Consider the following 20,173-nt stretch of genomic DNA (forward strand, 5'->3'; position numbering starts at 1 on the left):
AAATCAAAGGTAAAAATTTATTTTGGCCTATCTGTTTAAAAAATAGAGAGTCGACAGTATGTAATATGTATGACACAATTAAAGTGTCTCAACCGAACCTATGGAGGTGTTCATGTCGTTAGATTCTCGTATCCAAGAATTGCAGCGTAAGCATGATGAATTGGATAAGGAAATTGAGGAAGCCATCGCCCACCCTTCTGTCGATGACCTTGAGATAGCGGAGATGAAACGACGAAAATTAAGTATGAAAGATGAGATCGCGCAGCTTAGGACTGCCAGCTGATCCAGATATTCATCTTGATTGATCAAGCCGCGGTTTGCTTCCGCGGCTTTTTTGTTGTCCAGTTTTTCTGATACTTACCGATAAAGTTGTTGAACTTGAAAAGGTTAAGTGCTGGTAAAGATAGCCATCTTGCCAGAAGGGGGAATACATCGCGCAAAGGCGCGTTGCTTGACCGTGACCTATTGTCACGCTATTGACTTCTTGCTCTCTTGCGCAAGACATATTTCTTGATTTTTCCGGTCGGCGTCTTGGGTAATTCTCCGAAAATGATGCGTTCTGGTACCTTGTAATGGGCCAGATGATCGCGGCACCAGGTGATGAGATTGTCTTCGCTCGCGTCATGTCCCTCGGTCAATTCGACAAAGGCGCAGGGGCGTTCTCCCCATTTTGCATCGGGCATGGAAACAACCGCGGCTTCTTCTACGGCAGGGTGCTTGTAGAGGGCATCCTCAACCTCGGTTGAAGAGATATTCTCGCCGCCGGAAATGATGATTTCCTTGGATCTATCACGCAATTCCAGATAGCCATCAGGGTGCACAACCGCCAGATCGCCTGAATGGAACCAGCCGTCATAGAAGGCCTGATGGGTGGCGCCTTCGTTTTTCAGATAGCCCTTCATGAGTGTGTTACCCCGGAACATCACTTCGCCGGGAGTTTCGCCATCCGCTGGCACGGGCTGCATTGTGTGGGGGAGCATAACCGATAGGCCTTCAAGGGCAGGGTAGCGTATGCCCTGTCGCTTCATCATGGCCGCTCGTTCTTCGCTTGTCAGGCTATCCCAGCTCTCGTTCCATTCGTTGATGACGGAAGGTCCGTAAGTTTCCGTCAGGCCATAGACATGAGTGAGGCGGAAGCCGAGCGCCTGCATGCCTGTCATGACGTCTTCAGGCGGAGGCGCAGCGGAGGTAATGAAATGGACCTCTTGTTCGAGCGGACGCTTTTCCACTTCTTTGGCGGCAAGCAGAATGGACATGACAATTGGCGCACCGCAAAGGTGGGTTACCTGTTCGGTCTCTATGGCTTCGAAGATCTGTGCTGCCCGCACTTGCCTGAGACAGATATGCGTGCCGCCAACCAGAGAGAGCGTCCATGGGAAAGACCAGCCGTTGCAGTGGAACATGGGGAGCGTCCACAAATAGACTGGATGCTTGCCTAGCTCTGCGGTGATCAGATTGGAATAGCCCATCAGATAGGTGCCTCGGTGGTGATAGACCACGCCTTTGGGGTCTCCGGCCGTGCCTGAGGTATAGTTGAGGGAAATAGCGTCCCATTCATCCTCGACACCCGGCCAGATGAAATCGGGATTGCCCTCTGCAACCAGATTCTCATAGCTCAGCTCAGCGATGAAGGGCGCTTCTTCTTGAAACTCGGAATCCTGATATTGAATAATGATCGGGTCGATGTCGACCAGATCAATGGCGGCGCGCATGACTGCGGCAAATTCACTGTCGACGATGATAACCTTGGAGGCGGCATGCTCCAGCTGGAAGGCGATCAGGGCGGCATCGAGCCGCGTGTTGATGGTATGCAGCACAGCGCCGATCATGGGCACACCATAGTGCGCTTCCAGCATGGGCGGGACGTTGGGCAGCATGACAGAGACAACATCGCCCTGAGCTATACCTCTTGCGCTAAGGGCTGCGGCCAACTGTCTGCACCGTCTGAAGAAATCCTTGTAGCTTGTGCGCTGTGCTCCGTGCACCCAGGCTGTATGCTCAGGGTAGATCGTTGCCGCTCTCTCCAGAAATGAAACCGGAGAAAGAGGTACATAGTTGGCTGGGTTCTGATCAAGATGCGTTGAAAAGCGTTTGCCAGTCATGTCCTTATTCCTCCTCTTGCTGGTTTCTTATGCTTTTTTCCTACTCTCCATCAAAACTGAGGAACGGGTTTGATTCAATTGGCCATTCGGCTCTTTTTGACCGGTTCTTGATCTTGCCCGCGTGGAACGGATTACCACTACCTGCAAAAAAAAGCCCGCTGGAGCGGGCTGTAATGTGGGGGAGGATTTTGGTGACTGATCCTGGCCGTGGCTAGAGAAGTTGGGAGACGCTGTCAAAGCACAGCTTAATGGCGATCAGGAACATGGCTGCATAGGAGATGCGATAGAAACCATCCTGGCTGATCCGCTTGACAAGGAATATGCCAATCATGGTGCCAATCGGTGCAAAGGGGATAAGCACCAGCGTGGTCCAGAGATTCTGCGTCGAGAACTGTCCGAGGGCAAAATAGGGGATCAGCTTGACCGTGTTCATCGTGGTGAAGAAATAGACCGATGTCGCCGCGAACACCAAAGGCTTCATGCCCAAAGGTAGGGTATGGATCTGGTAGGGAGGGCCTCCGGCATGGGCGATGAAGCTTGTAAGGCCCGTGACACTGCCCCAGACCGCCGCAGAAACAGGGCCGCGCGTGGCGATGGTCTTCTTGCGTAGCGTACGCCAGGCATAGTCGGCAACGAAGGCAAGGGCCGTCAGGCCAACCATGAATTTGATGATGTGCTCATCCAGATAGCCCGCCATTAGCCAGCCAAGGGCTATGCCGAACAAAGCAAAGGGGAGCATGGCTTTCAGGACGGCCCAGTTCGCGTTGCCACGATAGGCTATCAAACCGACAAAATCCATGCAGATCAAGATAGGAAGCAGAATGGCTGCAGCCTGAACAGGAGAGATAATCAAGGATAAAATGGGCACGCCGAGCATGGCTACGGGAGTGCAGAAACCGCCCTTGGCAACGCCCACCAGAATGATGGCCGGAATTGCGGCGATGTAGAATGAAAGATCGGTAATCATGGCGATTCTTGGTTTGCTATGTGATGCAACTGTACCGTTGTAATGCAGATACATCAAAAAGTCGAATGAAATTAAAGACTAAACCCTTCTTTCGCCGAATAGACCAATTTTAAAGGCGCAGGTAATCATAAGCGAAATGGATTAACCGCTGGGAGGCGTGAATGGCAGCTTACAAGGAAGTCTATGAGGGATGGAAGCAGAATCCGGAAGAATTCTGGGCGAATGCGGCCAAGAAGATCAGCTGGCACAAACCGGCTGACAAAATATTCGACGCGAATGCCGGTACCTATGGTCGCTGGTTTGCCGGGGCCGAATGCAACACCTGCTATAATGCGGTGGATCGCCATGTCAATGCGGGCCATGGCCAGAGGGATGCGATCATTTATGACAGTCCGATTACCGGTCACAAGGAAACCTACACCTATAATGACCTGAAGATGCAGACACAGGCACTGGCTGCGGTGTTGCTGGATAGTGGTGTGGAGAAGGGCGACCGGGTGATCATCTACATGCCGATGATCCCTCAGGCAGTGATCGCCATGCTCGCCTGTGCGCGCATTGGCGCTGTGCATTCGGTGGTGTTTGGCGGATTTGCTGCCAATGAGCTGGCCACGCGCCTCAATGATGCCAAGCCCAAGGCGATTATCTCGGCATCCTGCGGTGTGGAGCCGAACCGGATTGTTGCCTACAAACCATTGTTGGATGAAGCCATCGAGCTGGCCACGCACAAGCCTGAAAAATGCATCGTCTTCCAGCGCAAGGAACTGGTCTGCGATCTCAAGGAGGGGCGTGATATCAATTATCATGCTGCCATCGTTGATGAAATCGAGCGTCATCGTGTGGTTGACTGTGTGCCTGTCATGGCTACGGACCCGCTCTATATTCTTTATACCTCAGGCACCACTGGCCAGCCTAAAGGCGTTGTGCGCGATAATGGCGGGCATATGGTCGCCTTGCAGTGGAGCATGGAATATCTCTATGGCATCAAGCCCGGAGAGGTCTTCTGGGCGGCGTCTGATGTGGGCTGGGTGGTTGGTCACTCCTACATCGTTTATGCGCCGCTGATCTATGGGGCGACCACGGTGGTGTTCGAAGGCAAGCCGGTGGGCACGCCTGATGCGGGAACCTTCTGGCGAGTGATCAACGAACATAACGTAGTTGCGCTGTTCACCGCACCAACGGCTTTTCGTGCCATCAAGAAGGAAGACCCGAACGGGGAGTTCATCAAGAAATATGACCTCTCGATGTTGCGCACCCTGTTTCTTGCGGGTGAGCGGGCCGACCCTGATACGGTGCAATGGGCCGAGGATATGCTCAAGGTGCCGGTGATCGACCATTGGTGGCAGACAGAAACCGGCTGGGCAATTGCTGCCAATCCGGTCGGGATCGAGCTGATGCCGATTGTGCATGGCTCGCCGACGGTTGCCATGCCGGGATATGATGTTCAGATCGTGGGTGCCGATGGGCATCCGGTGCCTGCCAACGAGATGGGCAATATCGTCATCAAGCTGCCATTGGCGCCGGGCAACCTGCCGGGCTTGTGGCACAATGATGAACGCTTCAAGTCCAGCTATCTTGATGAATTCCCCGGCTATTACCAGACTGGTGATGCGGGCTATATGGATGAGAATGGCTATCTCTATATCATGTCGCGTACCGATGACATCATCAATGTTGCGGGCCACCGCCTCTCGACCGGAGCCATGGAAGAGGTTCTGGCGGCTCACCCCGATGTTGCTGAATGCGCCGTGATCGGGATTGCCGATAAGCTCAAGGGGCAGTTGCCAGCTGGTTTCGTTGTTCTGAAATCCGGTGTGGATCGCACGCCGATGGATATCGAGAAAGAGCTCATCAAGCTGGTGCGCGAGAAGATTGGGCCGGTGGCTGCTTTCAAGATCGCCGTGACCGTGGATCGCTTGCCGAAAACCCGTTCAGGCAAGATCCTGCGAGGTACGATGCGTGCGATTGCCGACCATGAGGAATACAAGATGCCGGCAACAATTGATGATCCGACCATTCTCTCCGAAATTGAGGATGCGTTGCGGGAGCACGGGATCTGATGTGTCGCATTCCGTCTTTTAAAGACCAAGAAAAAGGCCGGGTTATTAAACCCGGCCTTTTGAATAATGGCTTCTGGATTGAAGCGATGTGCCTGAGAAGCAGAGCTGTCGCTCTTATTCTTCGTCGTCCTCATCTTTGGATGATGGCTGGAAGTTGGCAAAGACCGAAGCGGCATCCGGGATCGCTTCTTCGTCTTCAGCAGGCTTCTGAGTTGGTTTGAAGTTGCCGAACGGATCAGCTGCAGGCGCCAGAGATTCTTCAGGCGACAACAGGGTCGGATCCTGCTGATATTCCTGCTGGGCAGGGGCATCGGCTGCAGATTTCTTCACTTCCAGATCGAGGTCAAGCTGTTTACAGATGCCCAGAGTAACCGGGTCCATCGGTGTCAGCTGGCCGGAGTTCCAATGGGTCCGGTTGCGGATGGCTTCAATGGTCGGCTTTGTGGTGCCGACCAGACGCACGATCTGCTGATCTTTCAGTTCCGGATGATTGCGCACCAGCCAGAGAATCGCATTGGGGCGGTCCTGACGCTTGGATACCGGCGTATAGCGCGGGCCACGACGCTTGGGCTCGGGCACGGTAACTTTCGGTGGTGCCAGTTTCAACCGATATCTTGGCTCATTCTGGGCTTTCTCAATTTCTTCACGGGTCAACTGACCAGTCATGATGGGGTCCATGCCCTTGATACCCTGGGCGGCCTCTCCATCTGCGATCGCTTTGACTTCCAGTGGATGCAATTTGCAGAAAGCAGCAATCTGGTCGAAAGACAACGCCGTGTTATCGACCAGCCAAACTGCGGTTGCTTTCGGCATCAATGGTGCATTCGACATGGTACATCCTCATTGTAGCTTGACCGGGAATATCCTTCCAGATCAGCCTCTCAAGATTCGTTAGAATTGACAGGGAATGATGGGACTATACTTGCATTGGGGTCAATGCGCAAACAAGAAAACGTCCCTAATTGTAGTTTAGGGACGTTTTGGGTTGTTTTTTACCCTCAATTCTCGCGGTTATTCGACGAGTCTGAGATTGCTCAACTCGGATGCGATATTCTGGAATACCTTGGTTAAGTCCGAGGCATTGCTTACGCTTTTGTACCATTCAGCCTTGCTGGCGCAGCCCTTGAGCATGTTTGCTGTCGAGACGGAGGGGGAGCCGAAGTAGATTGTGAAGATCTTTATCTTTCTGGCCTTGTCCGAAATGGCATCCTTGGCCGCTTGGCAAGCCTCGGTGGTGCGCTTGTTCATTTCGGCGACAATTGAGGATGAGCCGGAAATGCGACCGTCACTATACCAGCCATAGGCATGATAATAGTTGTTGTAATAGGTGTTGTTGCCATCCGTCATGATGATGAGAGCCTTGATATTTTCTTCATCATCATAGGCGCGCCCTTGCGTATAAGGAGCTTGAGGCGAGAGTAGGCGCAGCCCCCAGATGGTGCCCATATGGATGTTGGTTGCACCGTTGGCCCGCATGGTGGAGATGTGGCTCTCAACAGCGGCCGTGTCATGGGTTAGCGGCATGATGCGCGGCATGTCGCACCAGTAGTTGGGGCCGTAATTACTTTTTCTGATCGTCTGATTGAAATAGTAGCCGTAGGCTAGTTTTTCTGCATAGGTCTGTCCGTTCGCCCAATCGTCGCGCGGCAAGTAATAATCGTTGCTCCAAGTGGAGCGCCTGCTGTTATATTTTTCGCGACGATCCGGGTGGAAAAATGGCACGAAATAACTATCTGGCTCATTCGCGTTCGGTGTTGAATCCCTGATATCCAGCGGATGCGGGCGCGCTTCCACACAGCCTGCCCATTTGATCTGTTGGTGCGTGTAGGGGTCCTTGAGGGTGGCGAACAGAGAAAGGCGGTTGGAGTTGGGTGGATGGTTTTTGCCGTTGATGGAGGAGACGCCATTCTGGTCGATCCATTGGACTTGCTTCCAGTCCTTGCCGTCAAGGCCAGCTGTGAGGCGCACCATCTGCGTAAAGGGGACCAATCCGAAGCTCAGGGATTCTTCATCCTGTTTCTTCTCATCCAGAATTTCGATCAGTTCTTTTGAAGCATCTTTCAGAGCCTCAATTCTGGTCTTTGATCCCGCACTGCTAGCCATGGAACCCGAGTTGTCCAGTACCATGACGACTTCTAGTGTTTTGTTGCCCGCGACCGTTTTCGACGTGACCGTGAAATCGATATTGTCGATATTGGCGAACTGCATCAGGGTCATTTGTGTCGAGCCAGATGCCCAGACTTGCAGGGAAGTCGGGTTATCCTGAATATCGATCTTGTCGATTTTGATATTGCTGTCTTTGGGGCCGTTGGCAGACACATAGGCCGAGATCAGGTCGGAGATGTCTTTTTCATCCAGCGCACCGATTTGCTTGACCGCTGCGAGGGTTGCCGCATCCAGGGCATCTTGGGCTTCTGAGCGAGCCAAGGCTGCACGTGCATAGTCGATAGCGGCGCCCAGCATCATGATGATGGGGAGAAGCGAAAGGACGAAGATGATAGCAATCGCGCCGCTCTGGTCACGACTGAAAGAGCGTTTGCCTTTCTGTTCTTCTTGCCTCGGGCTGGAGGAAGAGGTGGCAGAAAACAGCGTGTCGAGATGGCAGCGAGAAACGATGCGCGCAAAAGTATGCATGGCCTATCCTGTTTGGGCACTCCCCGATGCCCTATGGGGAAAATCGCTTCCTACTAAACCGGACAGGCCTTACCAATTCATTGCAAATTGATCGCAATAGATGGTGCGGCGGCGTCTTCTTTCGATTGGCGTTAACAAAGGCTTAAAATAGCTTGCCCCCATCGCCAGATGGCAGCGATGAGGGCATGATTGGTGCAGGCAAAGGGCGGAATTGAGCCGTTACAATTCCAGCATGATCTTGCCGATATGGCTGGAGCTTTCCATCAATTCATGCGCTTTTACGGCTTCTTCGAAGGGGAAGCATTTGTAGATCTGAGGTTTGACCAGACCACACCGGAGCAGCTGCCAAACCTCCATGCGGAGTTCCTTGGCAATGTCAGCCTTGACCGCATCGGACCGGGCTCGAAGCGTGGAGCCTGTGTGGATGAGGCGCTTCATCATCAATCGGCGGAAATCAGCTTCGACGACCCCGCCATTGAGGAAGGCAATCTGGACGATGCGTCCTTCTTCCGCTGCGACGATGTAGTTTTTAGAGATGTAATCGCCGCCAACCATGTCAAGAATGACATTCACGCCCTTGCGGTTTGTCCAATTCTTGATTTCGGTGACGAAATCCTGAGTCTTGTAGTTGATTGCGAGATCTGCCCCCGCATCGAGACAGGCCTGACATTTCTCATCGCTGCCAGCCGTAACTGCGACTTTGGCGCCAAAGGCCTTGCCTAGCTGAATGGCCGTGAGGCCGATGCCTGAAGAGCCGCCATGGACCAGCAGGGTTTCTTCGGCGCGCAGCTTGCCACGCTGGAATACATTGTGCCAGACGGTGAAAATATTCTCTGGCATGCTGGCCGCTTCGGTGAAGCTCCAGCCCTTGGGAATTTCCAGGGCACTGCCTGCATGAGCGAGGCAATATTCTGCATAACCTCCGCCCGAGACCAGAGCCGCAGCACTATCACCCTCTTTCCAGTCCGTGACATTGGCGCCTACTTTTACGATTTCGCCGGCGACTTCCAGTCCCAGAATGTCGGATGCGCCCGGAGGGGGTGGATAGTTGCCCGCCCTCTGGATGCAGTCAGGACGGTTCACTCCGGCTGCCTTGACCTTGATCAGTATCTGGTCGTCTGCGGGGGTGGGAACGGGGCGGGTGATGACTTGGAGTTTTTCCGGTCCTCCCGGCTCAGAGGCTATGATGGCTTTCATTTCCGTTGCGTCCTGCATGATCATTCCTGTCTGACTGGAGTTTTGTGACATTGTGTCATTTCTAGCGGATATTCTCTATCTAGGGAATGCGCTCAATGGCTTAAAGGCTTGAAGCTGCAGGGTCGGCCTAAGGGGTAGGCTGGATCGGAAGTTGAAGTTTTAAAGTATAAAATTTTGAAATCGATGTATTTATAAGGTTTTATTGAAAATAATTTTGTTTGGTTGTGATTAAATTTGTTCTCTATTTGGTTGTGGGAAGGAAAAATTTTAAATTAACAAAAAATTAATCATTATATGTGTAAAGTATAGTATCCATGATTTATGGATTTCGAGTGGCTCCTGTCACTCTGTTTGACGCCTCCCTGTTAACTCCTGAGAGCCGCTCTTGCGGCTCTTTTTTTGTGTGTCGAATTTTATCAACCGGTATTCAGGTAATGCATGGGGTGTCCTTTCCTTTTCTTTCAGGCCCCGCAACTGATGCGTTAGTGAATTGTTAACCAATTGAATTAGCTTTTATTTTCTCACCGCCTGTTTTTGCTGGAATCGTGTAAAATCACGACTGTCTCATTATGGAGCTGTTTGTGTCTTGTTTTGGTGATGGCTTGGTGTGACCGGTCAGGCCGTTTGGTTTTATGCGATCGGCGGGAATCATTGGCTCCGTGAGATCGTTTCTGCTAAAGTCAGCACGTTACCTGACCAAATTGGCTTGTTTCTAGCGGTCTGGGCATCTGTCAAGATTGCAAAATGTCGATGGCATGGTTTGTGCTTGTTATTCTGCGAAATGACAATTTGGTGTAATGTCTGTTTGAATTTGACACATCGGACATGGTAGGCATGACCAGGCATTTGGAGGTCACATGAACGACAAGCGTAAGCAAACGAATATAACGGCTCCGGTTTCCTTTGGAGCAAAGCTTGCAGATTCCGATAGTTTTAAAACCCTGTTTCGCGATGGTATGGCGCTGGTAGAAGAAGCCGCCGATTATCTGGACGGGGAAGGGCGCGCTGAGGCAAAGAGCCTGCCGAGGGTCGCTTCTCTTGCCTATGCTACCGAATCCATGCGGCTGACAACGCGCCTGATGCAGATGGCATCCTGGTTGCTTCTGCAGCGCGCCGTCAATGAAGGCGAAATGACGCTGGAGCAGGCCGGGCAGGAAAAGAACAAGGTTCGTCTGCATGGGCTTTCTTCTTCCAAGGACAGCCCGGGGTGGGATGAACTGCCGCCGCGTCTGCGCGATCTGATCGAACAGTCCATGCACATGCAGAAACGCATCCGGCATCTTGACGAGGTCATCTACTCCAAGCGTGATGCGGAAGAGACGAGAGAAGACATTGTACAGGCCAATCCGGTTGGCGACCAGATCGGTATGATCGCGAATGCCTTTGCTGCTAGAGCTGCCGAATAGGCCGCTGTTACAAAATCAATAGTAAATCAAAAAGGGGTGTCAAATTGGCGCCCCTTTTGTTTTGCCTTGAAACACTGCTCTTTGCCTGTTGCTGATGGGCCCAGCCTTATCCTGTCTTTCAGACAAAAAGAAAACCCGATGCCGGATGACATCGGGTTTTCAAATGCACAACAAATGCGGCTGACTGGCTTAGGCGCCCAGGAAGCCTGCGAATTTGTCTTTGAAGCGGGAAACGCGGCCACCACGGTCGAGCAGCTGGTTGGTAGAACCAGTCCATGCAGGATGGGAGGTTGGATCAATGTCCAGGTTCAGGGTATCCCCTTCGGAACCATAGGTGGAGCGAGTCATGAATTCGGTGCCATCGGTCATGACAACTTTGATCGTGTGGTATTCAGGATGGATATCTTTTTTCATCGTCAGGACGTCCTTAGGGTCAACCGGCCTGCAACAGGATACATCCTTTTGCCTGCGGCCAATCTGAATTGAGGTTCGGAATATGCCTGGCTGAAACCGGCCACCATATTCTATGGTTCCGGTATGATGCGACCACGTGGGCTAAGCGATCAAGCGGAACCAAAAAGCTAGGCTGCGGGCGGGCTCGCCACACAGCCATCAAAATAATTTGCGTTCGTATACCGCAGTGCGTTGAGTTATACAAGCCTGTTCCCTACTTTGAGGGTGAAAAAAGCTTATTCCTTCTTCGATTTCCTGCTTGTTGCGAGCATTTCTTTTATGGGAGCGCCTTTATGACCGAGTCCAATTCCCAATCCAGGGTTCGATTCCAGCCTTTACGGCGGCTGGCGCCATTTGCCTGGAAATATAAAGGGCTCGTTTTGGCCGCTCTTGCTTCGCTTGTTGTTGCCTCTCTGGCGACGTTGTCCCTGCCGATTCTCGTGCGGGGATTTGTTGATCGGGGCATCTCCGAGAATAACATCGCCGACGTGAATCATTACACCGCGTTGCTTGTTCTGGCTGTGGTCGTGCTCGCGCTCATGTCCGCCAGTCGCTATTATTTCGTGATCATTCTGGGGGAGCGCGTGGTCAATGATCTGCGCACGGCTGTTTTCGCCAAGCTGACGCTGCTCTCGCCGGCATTCTATGATCGGGTGCGCAGCGGCGAGATTGTCTCGCGCCTGACGGCAGACGCCACCCAGATTCGCTCAGCCGTCGGGGCCTCTGCCTCCATGGCCCTGCGGAATTTCTTGTTGTTTGCCGGAGCGGCTGTGATGATGGTGGTCACAAGTCCGCGCATGTCTCTGCTGGTGCTGGGGGCGATTCCCTTCATTGTCATTCCGCTGGTGCTGTTGGGGCGTTGGGTGCGCAGGCGACAGCGCTTTGCGCAGGATCGGTTGGCTGACAGCTCGGCCTTTGCCACGGAGGCTATCGGGTCCATGCGTATCTTGCAGTCATTCACACAGGAGGAACGGGCCAAATCCGTTTTCAGCAGTAATATTGAAGCCGCCTTCGGCGCGGCGCGGGCTTCTGTCCGAGCAAGGGCCGTGCTGACGGCTTTTGCCTTTTTTGTCATCTTTACCTCGATCGTGGCGGTGCTCTGGTATGCGGCCCATGATGTGACAGCCGGGCGGCTTTCTGCTGGCGCGCTTAGCCAGTTCGTTATCTATTCCACCATGGCTGCTGCTGGCCTTGGCGGCATGAGCGAGGTCTGGGGTGAGATATCGCAGGCGTCCGGTTCTGCCGAGCGGCTGTTTGAGTTGCTGGACGAGCCGGTGCTGGTGAAAAATGCCCAAGTGGTGAGCCCTCTGGTCACGGCATCCAACCTGTCGGTCGCATTCGAGGGGGTGGATTTTCACTATCCCTCATCAGAAGAGCGGACAGTTCTCTCGGCGCTCTCCTTTGCCATTGCTGGCGGGGAAACAGTGGCTATCGTCGGGCCGTCAGGTGCGGGCAAGACCACGGTCTTCCAGCTGCTGATGCGCTTTTATGATCCTGAGAGAGGGCGCATTTTGCTTGGTGGACAACCCATCGGAGGGCTGGATCTCAACGCTCTGCGCAGCGCCATCGCGCTGGTGCCGCAGGAGCCTGTGATTTTCGCCATGTCGATTGCCGATAATATTGCCATGGGGCGGGAAGGGGCCGAGCGCGAAGCCATTATCGAGGCAGCCAGAGCAGCGCATGCCCATGACTTCATTGCCCAATTGCCCGAGGGCTATGACACCATGGTCGGGGAACGCGGGGTGACGCTCTCGGGCGGTCAGAGACAGCGTTTGGCCATCGCACGGGCGATCCTCAAGGATGCGCCTATTTTGCTGCTGGATGAGGCCACAAGCGCTCTGGACGCGGAAAGCGAGCGCTATGTGCAGTTGGCCCTTGCCGACCTGATGAAAGGGCGCACGACGATTGTCATTGCCCACCGTCTGGCAACGGTAAAGAAGGCTGATCGTATTCTAGTGCTTGAAGGCGGAGCGCTGGTGGAGCAGGGCACCCATGACAGTCTTGTGGCCGCAGGCGGGCTTTATGCCCGTCTGGCACAGTTGCAATTTGGCATGGATGATCTAGGACATGATCTGGATGCCCCATAATGGGGCATCTTTGCCTGTTATCGCTGGGTTAGCTTGAATTCGATGCGGCGGTTCTTGCGCAGGGCTTCGTCCGATTCGCCTTTTTCAAGCGGTTGGAACTCGCCAAAGCCTGCGGCTACGAGGCGCTCGGGCGGCACGCCCTTGGAAATCAGATATTTGACAACCGAAATGGCGCGGGCCGATGACAGTTCCCAGTTGGAAGGGAAGCGGGCGCTGTTGATGGGGCGGTTATCCGTATGGCCGTCGACACGCAACACCCAGTCGATCTCTTCCGGAATATCCTGAATCAGTTCCAGGAGGGCCTCTGCCACATGGTCGAGTTCCTGCTCGCCTTCCGCTTTCATGCGATCTTCACCAGAGGAGAAGAGCACTTCTGACTGGAAAACAAAGCGGTCGCCGACGACGCGGATGTCTGAACGTTGGGAAAGGATTTCCCGCAAGCGGCCAAAGAAGTCTGAGCGATAGCGCGACAGCTCCTGCACGCGTTGGGCCAGCGCGATGTTGAGGCGTTTGCCAAGGCTGGCAATCTTGGTCTGACTTTCCCTGTCGCGGGTCTCAGAGGCTTCCAGAGCGTCTTCCAGAGCGGCGATCTGGCGGCGCAGGGCAGAGATCTGCTGGTTGAGCAGCTCCACCTGAGCCAGAGCGCGCTGGGAAATGGCTTTTTCACTTTCCAGCTGATTGGTCAGGGTCGCAATCTGCCCGCCTGCACTATCCTGATCCCCCTTCTGGGTTTCAAGCTGTATGGCAAAGCGATCACGCGCGGCTTCGGCGCTGGAAAGGCTGGCCTGAAGGGTCGCTATAGAGCTTTCCATATCCTGCCCGCTGGCGCGTTCCAGCGCGAGCAATTCGGTCAGTTCGGCAATCTGGCTGTTCAGTTCATTGAGCGCCGTGTCCTTGCCGGAGATTTCCTGGCTTAGGAAGAACTGGGCTACCATGAAAACGGTGAGCAGAAAGATGAGCACGAGCAACAAGGTCGCCATGGCATCGACAAAGCCGGGCCAATAGTCGGCTCTTTGTTCACTGCGACGATTACGGGACAGGCCCATCTTACTTCCTCACACATCAATCATGGGCTCGGTGCTTCACGGTGTGAAGGGAGCCCCTGTTGCCTAGTTTTGCCTGTTGGAGCTGGCTTTTGACAGAACGTCATTGAGCTTGACCAGCACATCCTTGACTTCTTCCTGCTGGCTTGCCTGTTGGTCGGCCCATTCGCGCATCAACTGCTGTTCGGTGCGCAAATGTTGCACAAGCCCCTGAATGCCTTCGGCAAGATTGGCCATGGCCGATGTTGCATTGCGCCCGCCGCCGGTTTTGGCCTCTTCACCGGCCTGATCAATCTTGCGAGAGAGTTGTTCGAGCACGGCAACGAGCTGCTCATTGTCGCCATTGCCCAGTGCTTCGCCATAGCTGTTGTCGAGATCTTCGAAATTGATGTCGGTAACGGTTGAGAGCCAGTCTTCCAGATTGGTAAAGAAGCGGGTCTGTGCCTGACTTGCCTGCAGATCAAGGAAACCAAGCACGAGTGAGCCGGAAAGACCAAAGAGCGAGGATGAAAAGGCGGTGCCCATGCCTTGCAATGGCGCTTCAAGCCCCTGTTTGAGATCTTCGAAGATAACGCCCACATCGCTGGAAGCGACCGACAGAGAGCTGATGACGTCGCCCACGGAACTCACCGTTTGCAACAGGCCCCAGAAGGTGCCCAGAAGGCCGAGAAACACCAGAAGACCGGTAAAGTAACGCGACATGTCGCGCGCTTCATCAAGGCGCATGCCAACCGATTCCAGAATGGATCGCATGGTCGAGGTGTTGATCGCCATGCGGCCTACACGGTCCCCCAGCAGGGTGGCCATGGGAGCCAGAAGGATCGGTGGTCTGTCCACTTCCAGCCCCGGATCGCCAAGACGGAAATTGTTGACCCATTTGACTTCGCGAAACAGGCGCACAACCTGACGCAGTGCAAGGAAGATACCGACGATCAGAACGAAAAAGATCATCGCATTCAGAAGCGGGTTGCTCCAGAAAGCTTCAAGGATCTGGCGATACAGGATGATGGGAACAAAGGCGGCTGCGCCAATGAAGATGAGCATGCGCCACAAGTAGCGTTGTGGGCTTGAAAGCTTGTAAGGATCGAGTTCGCTAGACATCATCCGATTCCGGTTACGCGAAAAGCTGGTCAAGAGCTTGACGAAGGGTTAACGCCAAGCTCAAGAACTTTGCCCAATTTCGTCCAATAGTAAAAGGGGTCTTGTGGACTATACACGCAATCAGAGGCAGAAAGATGACGCAAACAAGGGCTTATGCGCGATCCTGAATCTTTTCCGTGCCGCTGGTAAAGGATGCCGGGGTTGCAGATGAGGCGGAATGCTCGAAGAGCCGGGCCTTCTGAATCAGTTGCGCGAGCATGATTCCCGCGATCAGAGCGAGCACGAACAGGAAGCTGGTCGGGTGGCCCAAACCAAGGGCTGGCAGGGATGCGCCCGGGCAAAATCCGCCGATCCCCCAGCCGATGCCGAAGATAGATGAGCCGATCACCAGTTTGCGGTCGATTGTGCGATTGTTTGGGACATTGAAATTCGGCGTAAAGACAGGCTTGCGCAGTTTGCGAAAAATGAGCGCGTAACCGGGCACCGCTATGGTGAGGGCACCCGCCATGACAAAAGCAAGGCTTGGGTCGAAACTGCCTGCAAGATCAAAAAAGTTAAGCACTTTGGCAGGGTTTGCCATGCCCGAGGTGATGATGCCGAGACCAAAGATGGCCCCGATCAAGCCGGCTACCAGATATCGCATGGGGATGTCCTTTAAAAGATATGACGTGTGAGGAAGACCGTCAGGAAAGCAAAGCTCATGAACATGATGACAGCCACGGCTGAGCGGCGCGAGAAGCGCGCAAGGCCGCAGACGCCATGGCCGGAGGTGCAGCCGGAGCCAAAAGTTACGCCGATGCCGGTAATAACCCCGCCAATGATCAGGGCCTCAAGGGAAACAGGCATTTGATAGGCGATGTCGCTGATGGTTACCTCATATAAGAGAGGTGCGAGAACGGCACCCGTCAGAAAACTTGCTTTCCAGCGCATGTCCCTGCCAAACGGTGGCAGGATACCCGCCAAAATGCCCGTCATGCCCGCGATGCGGCCCCATGAGAGCATGAGCAGAACCGCGGCAAGCCCGATCAGTGTGCCGCCTGCAAAGGAGACCAGAGGGGTGAATTCAGTCACTTGATTTACTCCACGAGGGGAAGGGGGAAGCGAAGCAGATTGGCATTACCATACTTCTTTTATACTTTCTTATATTCGACTTAAGTCAAATTATCGAGCGTTTCCATGATTATTTCGTGGATTTCGAATATTAGTATATTGAGGACCGGTTTGGTGGCATGCCTTTCTCTTTGTCACGCTATGAAGGAGGATGGATTTCCATCCTTGACCACCCTTGGGTGTCGAGCAAAGCGCTTCTTTGTCTGAGGGTGGGCACAAAAAAAGACCGCCGATAAGGCGGTCTCTTCTGAATTCTTAAAAGTGAGCTTCGAAATGCGTCCGTGCTGGACTATTTCTTCAGGGTCTTTTCAAGGCGCGTGCGGATGAGCTCATTGCCTGCAATGACAGAGCCATTTTCCAGCATTTTGTCGCCGCCGTTAATGTCCGTTACAAAGCCACCGGCTTCGCGCACCATGATGATGCCTGCTGCGATGTCCCAGGCGTTGAGTGCCTCTTCCCAATAGCCATCAAAGCGGCCAGATGCCACATAGGCCAGATCCAGGGATGCTGCGCCGAGACGACGGATGCCGGAGACGTCTGCCATAACCTTTTCCAGCTGTTCCAGATAAGGCTTGTGCTTGCCACGGCCCAGATGCGGAACGCCGGTGCCGATGACGCAGTCATGGAAGTCGTCACGGGCCGCAACGCGCATGCGACGGTCATTGTAGAAGGCGCCACGGCCGCGCTCTGCGGTGTAAAGATCATCGGTCGCCGGATTGTAGATAACTCCGGCGATGATGCGGCCTTCATGTTCCAACGCAATGGAAATTGCGAACAAAGGAATGCCATGCAGGAAGTTCGTAGTGCCATCCAGCGGATCGATGATCCAGCGATGGCTCTTGTCGATGCCTTCTTCCTCGCCGCTTTCCTCTCTGAGGAAGCCGAAATTCGGGCGGGCTTTTCTCAATTCATCGGTAATAATTTTTTCCGACTGAAGGTCGGCATTCGAGACGAAATCGCCCGGCCCCTTGCGGGAGACCTGAAGATTTTCCAGTTCGCCGAAATCTCGAGCCAGTCGGCGGCCTGCCTTGAGGGCGGCTTGAACCATAACATTGAGAAGAGCAGAGCGTGCCATTGTCTTTAAGTTCCCAGATAAGCGGCTGGTGAATAATCCTTCCTGCCCGTTTGGCAGCGAAGCGGGTATGCACCATGTAAAACAAGGCGCGTCGACGATTTTACTCAAGCGACGCGCCGTAAGGATTGCAAAGGCCAATCATGATCGGCCAGCTTGACAAGCGAGCTTAGTCAGCGCGCTTCACATATTCAATTTCGTTGGTATCCACGACGATCTTTTCACCGGTGGTGACGAACGGAGGAACCATGCAGCGAACGCCATTTTCGAGCATTGCTGGCTTGTAGGAAGACGACTGGGTCTGGCCCTTGATGGTCGGCTCGGTTTCGGTCACTTCCAGAGTTACCTGATCAGGCAGGTCGATGCCGATCGGCTTTTCTTCATACAGTTCCACAACAACAGGCATGCCGTCCTGTAGGAATGCGGCGCGTTCGCCGACAAAATCCTTGTTCAATTCGAGCTGTTCGTAGGAAACGGTATCCATGAATACCAGATTGTCACCTTCTTCATAGAGGAATGTGAAATCCTTTTGCTCAAGACGCACGCGTTCAACGGTTTCACTGGCGCGGAACCGTTCGTTGAGTTTGCGGCCGTCGAGAAGGTTTTTCAGCTCAACCTGAGCGAATGCACCGCCTTTGCCTGGCTTGACTGCATTCACTTTCACCGCGACCCAGATCGTGCTCTGATGTTCGATTACGTTGCCAGGACGGATTTCGTTGCCATTGATCTTCATAACAAACCATCTTGCTGACAGGACGCGAGACGTGAACGGCTGCAGCGATCCTGTAAAAATGCCATAGGGTGAAAAGGCCCCGTACGGATCAAATCGAGAATGATCTTCGGGGCAGGTGGCCCTGTAGGACCATATTCAGGGGGTATTTGCAAGGCTTTTGGCAGAGTTTCCGGCTAAAAACTACCTTAAGTCTTTCAATTTTGGTAAATTTGCTCTCATATTTGATGCCGGAAGCGAGAATGGCTACCAAAGGGTATGCGTCTTGAGGGCATTTATTGCCAATTGCTTTTCCTTATCGGGCAGCTCTTGGAAAAACTTCTCGAGCCAATCATCGCTTTTGCCAGCTCGCTTGGACAAAAGATAGTATTTTGCCGCATCGATCGGATCTGCCGGCTGGCCATAGCCACGCGCCAGAATGCGAGCAAGGCGGTTCTGCGCAAGAATGCTGCCTGCATCGGCAGCCTGTTTGAGCCATGCTCGGGCGGCGGAAAAATCTTGGCGAACGCCCTTGCCCTGAAACAGCATCAGGCCAAATTCCAGTTGTGCATCCAGAAACCCGCCCTGTGCGGCGCGCTGCATCCAATAGGCGGCCTGATCAAGGTTGGGTGCAGGGAAGAAATCGGACTGATAAAGATTGGCCAATGTATATTGTGCAGCTGCGACACCTTGCTGGGCAGCCTTTGTCAGCAGATCCATCGCCTTTGTGATGTCTCTCTCAACCAGCTGGCCGCGCAGATAAAGTAGCCCCAGATTGAACTGGGCATTTTTCTGGTTTTGCTCGGCTGCCTTCCGGAAGTAGGTGAGAGCCTTGTCGAGATTTTTCTCAACGCCCTGTCCCTGCGCATAGAGCAGACCGATGTTGAACTGGGCTTCCCTGTCGCCTCGGTCGGCGGCAAGTTCAAACCAGTTTGCGGCTTCCTTCAGATCCTGCTCGACGCCGGTCCCTTTCAGATATAGCTCTCCGAGCAATGTCTGGGCGTGCATGTCATCCATACCGGCCAGCTTTGTGGCAAGCGCAAAAGCTGTGAGATAGAAACCACGCTGGTAGGCCGAATAGGCCGACGTTTTCTTCAGCACAAAGCGGGGCACATCGAACGGATTGCTCGGATCGGTAATCGATGCAGAGCCATCAAACACATAAGGCACTTTCGAGCCGTCTTTCGGTGCGGCCCCGATTGGCGTTGTCAGTTGCTCGCCGGCTGCAGCTGGAGAGAAGAGCTCCGGGGAAGGGTCTGACGCCCATGCGGGGGTCATACACAGCGTCAGGGCTGATGCAAGCGATGCATTCAGACATTTGCGCGAGAAAGCGCGGATAGTCAATCGGCTTGCGCTTGGCGCAGCATTCAGTTTGGAAAGCATGACCATGTAATCTGACGTCGTTTGCTGTGGGCTATCCGTGTGCCCGTTAGGCTTTTGTTTGGCAACCAAATTCGGCCATTCTGTGTCGCTCTCATCTTTGCGGGATGAGAGGTTGACTCAGGATTGTTCCTTGGCGCCTTCTGCAAGCAGGGTACATGCTTCGTTTACTGCAACCTGCGGACCGGCTTCATGGTCCCAGATGGCTTCGCGCAGGGCGATGAACTCAATGCCCATGGCCGAGACCTTTGCGCATTCGGAAAGATCAGAGCCGCCGATAATCACCGCGGGCACCTCGAACAGGGTGGACCACCAGTCGGCCATATCCAGCGACTTTTCATGAATCGTCTCCATGGTTGGCGCGTCCAGGCGGCCAAACATGATATAGTCGATACCGCTTTCGCCAATTTCCATGGCGGTGTGGCGCTTGTTGCCGCCTTCTGCACCGAGCATGAAGCGATTGGCATAGTCTTCCGCACCATTCTGAATATCGGTAAGATCACCGTCAATATGCAGGCCGTCACATTTGGTGCGGCCAGCGACGCGGGAATCGCCGCGCAAGACCACGGCGATGTCATGCTTTTGTGCCATCGGTGCGATGGTCTGGGTGATTTTCTGCAGTTCGTTGTCGTTATTCGTTTCGCAATCGATCAACAAGGCTGCGATGTCGCCCCCATCCATGGCGGCTTGCAATTGGGCCGGGAATGTCTCCAGATCAATGTGCCTTGGGGTAACGAGATAAATCTGGGTGGGCTCCATGATGTGACCTATCGATGGTTGGACGGTTTATGCGCTTCGCTTTCATATCTCGCAAAAGTGGGTCTGTTGCAAGGGCGCGAAAGCTTTGAGAAA

The 20,173-nt window shown here is 53.7% G+C and carries 18 protein-coding genes; 4 read left to right on the forward strand and 14 right to left on the reverse strand.

From position 1 onward, the window contains the following. Nucleotides 1-112: 112 nt before the first annotated feature. Nucleotides 113-283, forward strand: coding sequence for a YdcH family protein (locus tag ACKPCT_RS21380; RefSeq protein WP_090073490.1), 171 nt, complete (start codon nucleotides 113-115; stop codon nucleotides 281-283). A gap of 190 nt (nucleotides 284-473) precedes the next feature. Here the strand turns inward: ACKPCT_RS21380 and ACKPCT_RS21385 are convergent, their stop codons facing one another. Together ACKPCT_RS21385 and ACKPCT_RS21390 are read right to left on the reverse strand one after the other, a co-directional pair. Then, on the reverse strand, nucleotides 474-2,102 hold the full coding sequence (locus ACKPCT_RS21385; RefSeq protein WP_319567914.1) for an acyl-CoA synthetase: 1,629 nt from the start codon (nucleotides 2,100-2,102) through the stop codon (nucleotides 474-476). Nucleotides 2,103-2,313: 211 nt separating this feature from the next. Continuing rightward, on the reverse strand, nucleotides 2,314-3,069 hold the full coding sequence (locus ACKPCT_RS21390) for a sulfite exporter TauE/SafE family protein (protein WP_090073492.1): 756 nt from the start codon (nucleotides 3,067-3,069) through the stop codon (nucleotides 2,314-2,316). A gap of 161 nt (nucleotides 3,070-3,230) precedes the next feature. Here ACKPCT_RS21390 and ACKPCT_RS21395 point away from each other — a divergent pair, with 161 nt between their 5' ends. Continuing rightward, nucleotides 3,231-5,129 carry a propionyl-CoA synthetase gene (locus tag ACKPCT_RS21395; RefSeq protein WP_090073236.1) on the forward strand — a complete coding sequence of 633 codons (1,899 nt, stop codon included), beginning with the start codon at nucleotides 3,231-3,233 and terminating at the stop codon, nucleotides 5,127-5,129. A gap of 114 nt (nucleotides 5,130-5,243) precedes the next feature. On the opposite strand, the gene ACKPCT_RS21400 is transcribed toward ACKPCT_RS21395, so the two are convergent. The 3 genes from ACKPCT_RS21400 to ACKPCT_RS21410 all read right to left on the reverse strand — a co-directional run bounded on the left by ACKPCT_RS21400 (nucleotide 5,244) and on the right by ACKPCT_RS21410 (nucleotide 9,011). Then, on the reverse strand, nucleotides 5,244-5,960 hold the full coding sequence (locus ACKPCT_RS21400) for a DUF1013 domain-containing protein (RefSeq protein WP_090073237.1): 717 nt from the start codon (nucleotides 5,958-5,960) through the stop codon (nucleotides 5,244-5,246). 180 nt (nucleotides 5,961-6,140) lie between these two features. After that, nucleotides 6,141-7,763, reverse strand: coding sequence for a TadE/TadG family type IV pilus assembly protein (locus ACKPCT_RS21405; RefSeq protein WP_090073239.1), 1,623 nt, complete (start codon nucleotides 7,761-7,763; stop codon nucleotides 6,141-6,143). A 219-nt stretch (nucleotides 7,764-7,982) separates the two neighbouring features. Then, nucleotides 7,983-9,011: an NAD(P)H-quinone oxidoreductase gene (locus tag ACKPCT_RS21410; protein WP_319567915.1), complete on the reverse strand. Its 1,029-nt coding sequence runs from the start codon at nucleotides 9,009-9,011 to the stop codon at nucleotides 7,983-7,985. An 806-nt stretch (nucleotides 9,012-9,817) separates the two neighbouring features. Here ACKPCT_RS21410 and rcdA point away from each other — a divergent pair. After that, nucleotides 9,818-10,366, forward strand: coding sequence for a protease adaptor protein RcdA (gene rcdA, locus ACKPCT_RS21415; RefSeq protein WP_090073241.1), 549 nt, complete (start codon nucleotides 9,818-9,820; stop codon nucleotides 10,364-10,366). Between the two features lie 189 nt (nucleotides 10,367-10,555). On the opposite strand, the gene rpmE is transcribed toward rcdA, so the two are convergent. After that, nucleotides 10,556-10,780, reverse strand: a complete 225-nt coding sequence (gene rpmE / locus ACKPCT_RS21420) for a 50S ribosomal protein L31 (RefSeq protein WP_090073243.1) — start codon at nucleotides 10,778-10,780, stop codon at nucleotides 10,556-10,558. Nucleotides 10,781-11,112: 332 nt separating this feature from the next. Here rpmE and ACKPCT_RS21425 point away from each other — a divergent pair, with 332 nt between their 5' ends. Beyond that, the gene (locus ACKPCT_RS21425) at nucleotides 11,113-12,906 is read left to right on the forward strand and encodes an ABC transporter transmembrane domain-containing protein (protein WP_319567916.1); all 1,794 of its coding nucleotides are present in this window, start codon (nucleotides 11,113-11,115) and stop codon (nucleotides 12,904-12,906) included. 17 nt (nucleotides 12,907-12,923) lie between these two features. Here ACKPCT_RS21425 and ACKPCT_RS21430 read toward each other — a convergent pair whose 3' ends face one another. The 8 genes from ACKPCT_RS21430 to ACKPCT_RS21465 form a co-directional block, all read right to left on the reverse strand. After that, nucleotides 12,924-13,952: a peptidoglycan -binding protein gene (locus ACKPCT_RS21430; protein ID WP_319567917.1), complete on the reverse strand. Its 1,029-nt coding sequence runs from the start codon at nucleotides 13,950-13,952 to the stop codon at nucleotides 12,924-12,926. A 63-nt stretch (nucleotides 13,953-14,015) separates the two neighbouring features. Then, nucleotides 14,016-15,050, reverse strand: coding sequence for a flagellar motor protein MotA (locus ACKPCT_RS21435; RefSeq protein ID WP_319569452.1), 1,035 nt, complete (start codon nucleotides 15,048-15,050; stop codon nucleotides 14,016-14,018). Nucleotides 15,051-15,201: 151 nt separating this feature from the next. Continuing rightward, on the reverse strand, nucleotides 15,202-15,693 hold the full coding sequence (locus tag ACKPCT_RS21440) for a DUF6691 family protein (RefSeq protein WP_319567918.1): 492 nt from the start codon (nucleotides 15,691-15,693) through the stop codon (nucleotides 15,202-15,204). Nucleotides 15,694-15,704: 11 nt separating this feature from the next. Next, nucleotides 15,705-16,121 (reverse strand): YeeE/YedE family protein, encoded by a 417-nt coding sequence (locus tag ACKPCT_RS21445; RefSeq protein ID WP_319567919.1) that lies wholly within the window; start codon nucleotides 16,119-16,121, stop codon nucleotides 15,705-15,707. A 328-nt stretch (nucleotides 16,122-16,449) separates the two neighbouring features. Next, a complete protein-coding gene (locus tag ACKPCT_RS21450) occupies nucleotides 16,450-17,235 on the reverse strand; it encodes an inositol monophosphatase family protein (protein ID WP_090073249.1) in 786 nt (261 codons plus the stop codon). Between the two features lie 166 nt (nucleotides 17,236-17,401). Then, on the reverse strand, nucleotides 17,402-17,965 hold the full coding sequence (gene efp, locus ACKPCT_RS21455; protein ID WP_090073251.1) for an elongation factor P: 564 nt from the start codon (nucleotides 17,963-17,965) through the stop codon (nucleotides 17,402-17,404). Between the two features lie 243 nt (nucleotides 17,966-18,208). Further along, nucleotides 18,209-19,324 carry a tetratricopeptide repeat protein gene (locus tag ACKPCT_RS21460; RefSeq protein ID WP_175528071.1) on the reverse strand — a complete coding sequence of 372 codons (1,116 nt, stop codon included), beginning with the start codon at nucleotides 19,322-19,324 and terminating at the stop codon, nucleotides 18,209-18,211. Between the two features lie 117 nt (nucleotides 19,325-19,441). Further along, nucleotides 19,442-20,080 carry a thiamine phosphate synthase gene (locus tag ACKPCT_RS21465; protein WP_090073255.1) on the reverse strand — a complete coding sequence of 213 codons (639 nt, stop codon included), beginning with the start codon at nucleotides 20,078-20,080 and terminating at the stop codon, nucleotides 19,442-19,444. Nucleotides 20,081-20,173 lie beyond the last annotated feature (93 nt).

It is taken from the genome of Cohaesibacter marisflavi (genome assembly GCF_963665895.2).
Lineage (GTDB): Bacteria > Pseudomonadota > Alphaproteobacteria > Rhizobiales > Cohaesibacteraceae > Cohaesibacter > Cohaesibacter marisflavi.

What these genes read in the sequence shown, in the direction of transcription:
- ACKPCT_RS21380 (WP_090073490.1), top strand. Translation starts at nt 113, where the DNA reads ATGTCGTTAGATTCTCGTATCCAAGAATTGCAGCGTAAGCATGATGAA.
- ACKPCT_RS21385 (WP_319567914.1), bottom strand. Translation starts at nt 2,102, where the DNA reads ATGACTGGCAAACGCTTTTCAACGCATCTTGATCAGAACCCAGCCAAC.
- ACKPCT_RS21390 (WP_090073492.1), bottom strand. Translation starts at nt 3,069, where the DNA reads ATGATTACCGATCTTTCATTCTACATCGCCGCAATTCCGGCCATCATT.
- ACKPCT_RS21395 (WP_090073236.1), top strand. Translation starts at nt 3,231, where the DNA reads ATGGCAGCTTACAAGGAAGTCTATGAGGGATGGAAGCAGAATCCGGAA.
- ACKPCT_RS21400 (WP_090073237.1), bottom strand. Translation starts at nt 5,960, where the DNA reads ATGTCGAATGCACCATTGATGCCGAAAGCAACCGCAGTTTGGCTGGTC.
- ACKPCT_RS21405 (WP_090073239.1), bottom strand. Translation starts at nt 7,763, where the DNA reads ATGCATACTTTTGCGCGCATCGTTTCTCGCTGCCATCTCGACACGCTG.
- ACKPCT_RS21410 (WP_319567915.1), bottom strand. Translation starts at nt 9,011, where the DNA reads ATGTCACAAAACTCCAGTCAGACAGGAATGATCATGCAGGACGCAACG.
- rcdA (WP_090073241.1), top strand. Translation starts at nt 9,818, where the DNA reads ATGAACGACAAGCGTAAGCAAACGAATATAACGGCTCCGGTTTCCTTT.
- rpmE (WP_090073243.1), bottom strand. Translation starts at nt 10,780, where the DNA reads ATGAAAAAAGATATCCATCCTGAATACCACACGATCAAAGTTGTCATG.
- ACKPCT_RS21425 (WP_319567916.1), top strand. Translation starts at nt 11,113, where the DNA reads ATGACCGAGTCCAATTCCCAATCCAGGGTTCGATTCCAGCCTTTACGG.
- ACKPCT_RS21430 (WP_319567917.1), bottom strand. Translation starts at nt 13,952, where the DNA reads ATGGGCCTGTCCCGTAATCGTCGCAGTGAACAAAGAGCCGACTATTGG.
- ACKPCT_RS21435 (WP_319569452.1), bottom strand. Translation starts at nt 15,050, where the DNA reads ATGTCTAGCGAACTCGATCCTTACAAGCTTTCAAGCCCACAACGCTAC.
- ACKPCT_RS21440 (WP_319567918.1), bottom strand. Translation starts at nt 15,693, where the DNA reads ATGCGATATCTGGTAGCCGGCTTGATCGGGGCCATCTTTGGTCTCGGC.
- ACKPCT_RS21450 (WP_090073249.1), bottom strand. Translation starts at nt 17,235, where the DNA reads ATGGCACGCTCTGCTCTTCTCAATGTTATGGTTCAAGCCGCCCTCAAG.
- efp (WP_090073251.1), bottom strand. Translation starts at nt 17,965, where the DNA reads ATGAAGATCAATGGCAACGAAATCCGTCCTGGCAACGTAATCGAACAT.
- ACKPCT_RS21460 (WP_175528071.1), bottom strand. Translation starts at nt 19,324, where the DNA reads ATGCTTTCCAAACTGAATGCTGCGCCAAGCGCAAGCCGATTGACTATC.
- ACKPCT_RS21465 (WP_090073255.1), bottom strand. Translation starts at nt 20,080, where the DNA reads ATGGAGCCCACCCAGATTTATCTCGTTACCCCAAGGCACATTGATCTG.